Raw genomic sequence first — 5551 nt, 5'->3', positions numbered from 1 at the left:
GCGCATGTTGCGTGCGTGCATCAGCCGCCTTCCTCTGACGATTGACCGAAATCAATTCGAACCGGCCGCGCGGGCGCCTGGCGGGCCCGTCGACCCGTTGCGCCCGCATGCGCGGGTGAGCCGATCCGGCGTGCACCGCATCGTCCGAAAGCGCCAGGCGCCAGCGCCGGCGCGGCTTTGCGCGCCGCGCAGCCGCCCGTTCAGGGTTCTCGCCGCATACGCCACCGGGATAACACCCATCTAGCCGCGCGCCGGCCGCATCGTTATACCGTTCATGACAATGTCCACCTCACGCGCGATTCATGCACGGGGGGATTTTATTCGGACGGAAATGCGGCCAATATGTCGGTTCGATCGAGGTCCGTCGCGCGCGACGGCGAGCCGGCGCGATACCAACGCCAAGCGGGGAACAACGATGGTTGCTAGGTCACCTGACGCAAACGGGCAAGCGGTGTCCGAGATGACGCATGTGTCCGTCACCGCGCCCGAAGACGGACGCAAGCTGTTCGTGATCATGCGTTCACCCGATGAGCCGTTGCTTGCGCAACTGCGCGGGCTCGGCTGGGAAATCGCCGTCGCCAAGACGGCCGGCGCCGCGCAGAACATGACGTCCGGCGTGAGCGTCGCCGCCGGTCTGGTCGATTTCACCGGGTTCACGTCGCGCGACTATCCCGCGCTGAAGGCGTGCCTGAGCCAGCCGTCGATCGGCTGGATTTCCATCGCGCAGGCCGGCATCACGATCACGCCCGCGGTGCGCGAGCTGATCCGCAGCTATTGCTTCGATTACGTGACCCTTCCGTTGCCCTACGAATGGATATCGCACGTGCTCGGCCACGCGCGCGGGATGGCCGCGCTCGATCGCGTCGACGGCGCGGCCTATGCGGCGTCGATCGGCGAACACGGGATGATCGGCAACTGCGAGGCGATGCAGCAGCTGTTCAGCACGATCCGCAAGGTCGCGAAGACCGACGCGAGCGTGTTCATCTCCGGCGAATCGGGCACCGGCAAGGAGCTGACGGCGCTCGCGATTCACGAGCGCTCCGGCCGCGGCAAGGGGCCGTTCGTCGCGATCAATTGCGGTGCGATTCCGCATCACCTGCTGCAGTCGGAACTGTTCGGCTACGAGCGCGGTGCGTTCACCGGCGCGAACCAGCGGCGCGCGGGCCGGATCGAATCGGCGAACGGCGGCACGCTGTTTCTCGACGAAATCGGCGACATGCCGGTCGAAAGCCAGGCGAGCCTGCTGCGTTTCCTGCAGGAAGGGAAGATCGAGCGGCTCGGCGGCCAGGAATCGATTCCGGTCGATGTACGGATCATCTCGGCCACCCACGTGGATCTCGACAGCGCGGTCGAGGCCGGGCGCTTCCGCGCGGACCTTTATCACCGCCTGTGCGTGCTGCGCATCCACGAGCCGCCGCTGCGCGCGCGCGGCAAGGACATCGACATCCTCGCGCACTACGTGCTGCAGAAATTCAAGTCCGACAGCGGCCGCAAGATCAGCGGCTTCACGTCGGCCGCGCTCGATGCGATGCGCCGCTACGAATGGCCCGGCAACGTGCGCGAGCTGATCAACCGCGTGCGGCGCGCGATCGTGATGGCCGAGAGCCGGCTGCTGACGCCGCACGATCTCGGGCTCGACACGCCGGGCGAAACCGAACCGGTGACGCTCGAACAGGCACGGGCGCTCGCCGAGCGCACCGCGATCGAGAATGCGCTGCTGCGCAACGATCACCGCATCAACAAGGCCGCGGCCGAACTCGGCATTTCACGCGTGACGCTCTACCGGATGATGATCGAGCACGGGCTGAACGATCACGACAACAACGGCGGGAACGGCGACAACGGCGGTCACGACGGCACGCCGTCGGGCGACGCGGGGCACCAGCGGGTCGGCTGAGCGGCGCACGCGTGGCGTGTGAACCGGTTCAGCGACAGGTCCAGAGCCGGTGCAGCACGAACGTGACGGGCGGCACGCACAGCACGACCGCGACGACGCTCCACGCGCGGGCGAGGCCGAGCGTCCCGGTGCCGTGCGCAAGCAGCATCGTCATGCCGAGGCCGGCCATCGCGACGGCGAGAAAGCGCACGAAGTTGCCCCACGTCACGGGCGACGAAAAACTCCACAGCGTATTGGCGAGATACGAGAACGCGGTCGAGCAGGTGAACGCGACCGCGTTTGCGCCCACGGGCGTCGCGTCGAACCGCGCGAACATCGCGGCCGCGATCAGCGCATGCAGCGCGGTCGAGCCGACGCCCGACACCCCGAAGCGAATCAGCCTGGCGCGTTCGGCGGTATGGAGGGTGCGGATCATCGGGCGCGGTCGTTCGGGCGGCGTATGGGGCGTGTGGAGCGGGGGCATGGGGCGCGGCATACGCCGGCAACAGGCGCCGACGCAAACATGATGCGCGCCGGTTTCGCAGTATGGCCATGCGGTCGGCCGGCCCGACGCCGGCCGATGGATGCGCGGACAACGCGCGGCTCGCGCGCCGCCGACGGCATGTAAAGCGCATGAAACATTTCGCCTCGGCAGCCGGGCAAATATGTGCGGCAAATCGGGGTGAAAGGCCTGCAACCCATCGGTAAAAATGCCGCGCTGCATTGTTCAGCCTTATCCGGCAAGGCTGGGCCGCCGCGCGGCCGATACGTGCCGCGCGCCGCGTGTTTCAGTTTCGTAACTTCCAGCCTTCCGCACCCGTTCCGGCCGCCACGCTGCCCGGTCAAACCCTTGTCCGGGCGGGCTCGCGCGAAGCTGGCCCGCTCCTTGCGAAAGTGGGCGTGCGAAAGTCGACGATGCACGGTCCGTCCGGTTCGGCAGCGAACCCTGTCAGTACCGGTGAGGACACGGTCCGCGGGGATGCGGCGGCGGAGCGCGGCACGACAGCCGCGTTCCGGCGAGCACGGAGCGTCGTCGCCTGATCGTCGGAGCACCGGCTTTGTCCGGTTGCCGGAACAACCATCAAACTGAAACGGGGAAGAAAAATGATCGATCGCCACACGCCGCGGCCGGCAGGCCGCGATCGCAGTGATTCGGAGCATCGCCGGTCGAACGTCGCTCTCGCAGCCGGCCGGCATGCATCGACAGGCCATCTCTCCGCGCCCGGTGCGAGGCGGATCCGGCTGATTGCCGGTCATCCGCGCCGGGTCGGCACTTTCCTGCACGCGAACCCGATACGCAAGGGCATGTGCGCACGGGCGCCGGTACCTCGACGCCCGGTCTTCGCCTATTGACTGAAGTCGCACGATATCCGTTCGCGTCGGGCATCGCCCCCGCGAACGATCGATCTGCAATCCGAATGAAATGCGCGGCGTCGTGCCGCACCGACGACGGATGATGCATTCGATGTGACGGCAAGCGGCATCAAGCGCTCGCCGTCTGGTTGTGAGGGGAGGGGCGGTCGGACGCGCGCGACGGGAGTGGCGCCCGTACGCGCGCGACGCCGTTTCAGCCGCCGTAGATGTCGAAGTCGAAGTACTTCGACGCGAGCCGCTTGTAGGTACCGTCCTTGACCATGTCGAGGATGGCGCCATCGATCTTCGCCTTCAGGTCGGTGTCTTCCTTGCGCAGCCCGATGCCGGCGCCGATGCCGAGCACCTTGTCGTCGACGAGCTCGGGGCCGACGAACGTGTAGTTCGCACCGCGCGACGATTTCAGGAACCCGATGGCCGCCTGCACTTCATCCTGCAGCGCTGCGTCGAGGCGGCCCGAGGTCAGGTCCGCGTATACGCCGTCCTGGTTCTGGTACGACACGACGTTCGCGCCTTGCTTGCCCCAGTACGCCTTCGCGTACGTTTCCTGCGTCGTGCCCTGTTCGACGCCGATCGATTTGCCCTTCAGCGATTCGGCCGTCGGCAGCAGCGGCGAGCCCTTCTTCACGACGAGCCGCGTCGGCTGGTTGTAGATCTTCGTCGTGAAGCCGATCTGCTGCGCGCGCTGCGGCGTGATCGACATCGACGACAGCACCGCGTCGAACTTCTTCGCCTTCAGCGCCGGAATCATCCCGTCGAAATCGTTCTCGAGCCACACGCACTTCGCCTTCAGGCGCGCGCAGATCTCGTTGCCGAGGTCGATGTCGAAGCCGACGAGCTTGCCGTCGGGTGCCTTCGACTCGAACGGTGCGTAGCTGGCATCGGTGCCGAAGCGGATCGTGGTCCAGTCCTTCGCGACGGCGGGGCCTGCGGATACCGCGAGCAGGGCGATCGAAACAGCGGCAATCAGTCTCTTCATGGTGCGTTCCTTGGCGGGTGCTTCCGGGTTCTGTGCGACACGGTTTCACGGACACGAACCGCGTCTGCGCGCGGTGTCCGCACGGCCATTAACGCAGAAAATAAAATCAGAGTCCAGAATGGACAAAAAATATCGTTTCGTCGGGTGGGCGGGTCGGTCGGTGGGTCTCGACCCTTGCAAAAATACGAAAATGGACTAATCTTGTTAGTAAATTCGTTTCGAGACTAACGATCATGTCACAGCCCGCCTATGAATCGCACTCCGCCCCGCCGCAGGCCTCGGTCGCGCAGATGTCGGCGGCCGGCCTCCGTGCGTTTTTCAACATCGCACGCGACTGGGAACTGACGATCGACGAACAGATCGTGCTGCTCGGGTCGCCTGGCCGTTCGACGTTCTTCAAGTGGAAAGCCACGCCGGAATCGGCGCGGCTGCCGCGCGATACGCTCGAGCGCCTGTCGCTGCTGCTCGGCATCTACAAGGCGCTGCAGATCCTGCTGCCGCAGCCGGCCGCGGCCGATGCGTGGGTCAAGCGGCCCAACGACGCGGCGCCGTTCGGCGGCAAGCGCGCACTCGACCGGATGCTCGCCGGCAACGTCGGCGATCTGGTCGCCGTCCGGCAATATCTCGACGCGATGCGAGGTGGCTGGGCGTGACAATGCCGATCCAAGCACAACAATGGCCCACGACGGCGGTCGACTGGGCGCCAGCCTATCGCGTGATCCCCACTCGTTTTCCGGCGATCAACCTGTTCGACCGCGTGGCCTCGGCGGACGATTTCGACGCGCTCTACGCGCTCGAATCGCTGACCAACGATCGCATCCGCAATGAAGTCGGCGCGCTCGACCTCGTGCCGCCCGCCGAGCGCCGCTACGGGCAGGGCTGGGGGCCGATCATGGCCGCGTTCACGCACCTGAATCCGCAGGGCAGCCGCTTTTCCGACGGCAGCTATGGCGTGTTCTACTGCGCGCGTTCGCGCGATACGGCGATCGCCGAAACGCGGTATCACAGCGCGCTGTTCCTGGAAGCGACGAAGGAGCCGCCGATGCGCCAGCAGATGCGGCTCTATACGGTGATCGCGCAAGGCGACGTGGCCGACATACGCGCATGGCCGAAACGCGATCCGGCGTTGCTGCACCCGCTCGATTACAGCGCCGGGCAGGCGCTCGGTCGCGCGGTGCGCAATGCGGGCGGCGCGGGGATCGTCTATCCGTCGGTGCGCGATCCGCGCGGCGAGTGCCTGGCGGCGTTCCGCACCGCGCTGCTGCGCGACTGCCATCACGCGGCCTACCTCGAATACAACTGGAACGGCTCGGCCGTCGATGCGA

Annotated in this window: 5 protein-coding genes; 3 read left to right on the top strand and 2 right to left on the bottom strand. The window is 66.4% G+C overall.

Annotated features, from left to right (window positions below):
- The first annotated feature begins 415 nt into the window (after positions 1-415).
- Positions 416-1897: a sigma-54 dependent transcriptional regulator gene (locus G3N99_RS33695; protein WP_174938688.1), complete on the top strand. Its 1482-nt coding sequence runs from the start codon at positions 416-418 to the stop codon at positions 1895-1897.
- A 28-nt stretch (positions 1898-1925) separates the two neighbouring features.
- Here the strand turns inward: G3N99_RS33695 and G3N99_RS33690 are convergent, their stop codons facing one another.
- Positions 1926-2312: a GtrA family protein gene (locus tag G3N99_RS33690; RefSeq protein ID WP_206124529.1), complete on the bottom strand. Its 387-nt coding sequence runs from the start codon at positions 2310-2312 to the stop codon at positions 1926-1928.
- Between the two features lie 1131 nt (positions 2313-3443).
- Complete coding sequence (locus tag G3N99_RS33685) at positions 3444-4226, bottom strand: ABC transporter substrate-binding protein (RefSeq protein ID WP_011355847.1); 783 nt, start codon at positions 4224-4226, stop codon at positions 3444-3446.
- Between the two features lie 233 nt (positions 4227-4459).
- On the opposite strand from G3N99_RS33685, the gene G3N99_RS33680 reads away from it, so the two are divergent.
- Positions 4460-4879, top strand: a complete 420-nt coding sequence (locus tag G3N99_RS33680) for an MbcA/ParS/Xre antitoxin family protein (protein ID WP_011355846.1) — start codon at positions 4460-4462, stop codon at positions 4877-4879.
- 2 nt (positions 4880-4881) lie between these two features.
- On the top strand, positions 4882-5551 hold a 670-nt coding region (locus G3N99_RS33675), incomplete at its 3' end, for an RES family NAD+ phosphorylase (protein WP_206124530.1).

The organism is Burkholderia sp. Ac-20392 (genome assembly GCF_017104585.1).
Classification (GTDB): Bacteria; Pseudomonadota; Gammaproteobacteria; order Burkholderiales; family Burkholderiaceae; genus Burkholderia; species Burkholderia lata.
The sequence above is the reverse complement of the archived record's forward strand: the minus strand, read 5'-3'. Positions and strand labels throughout refer to the sequence as shown.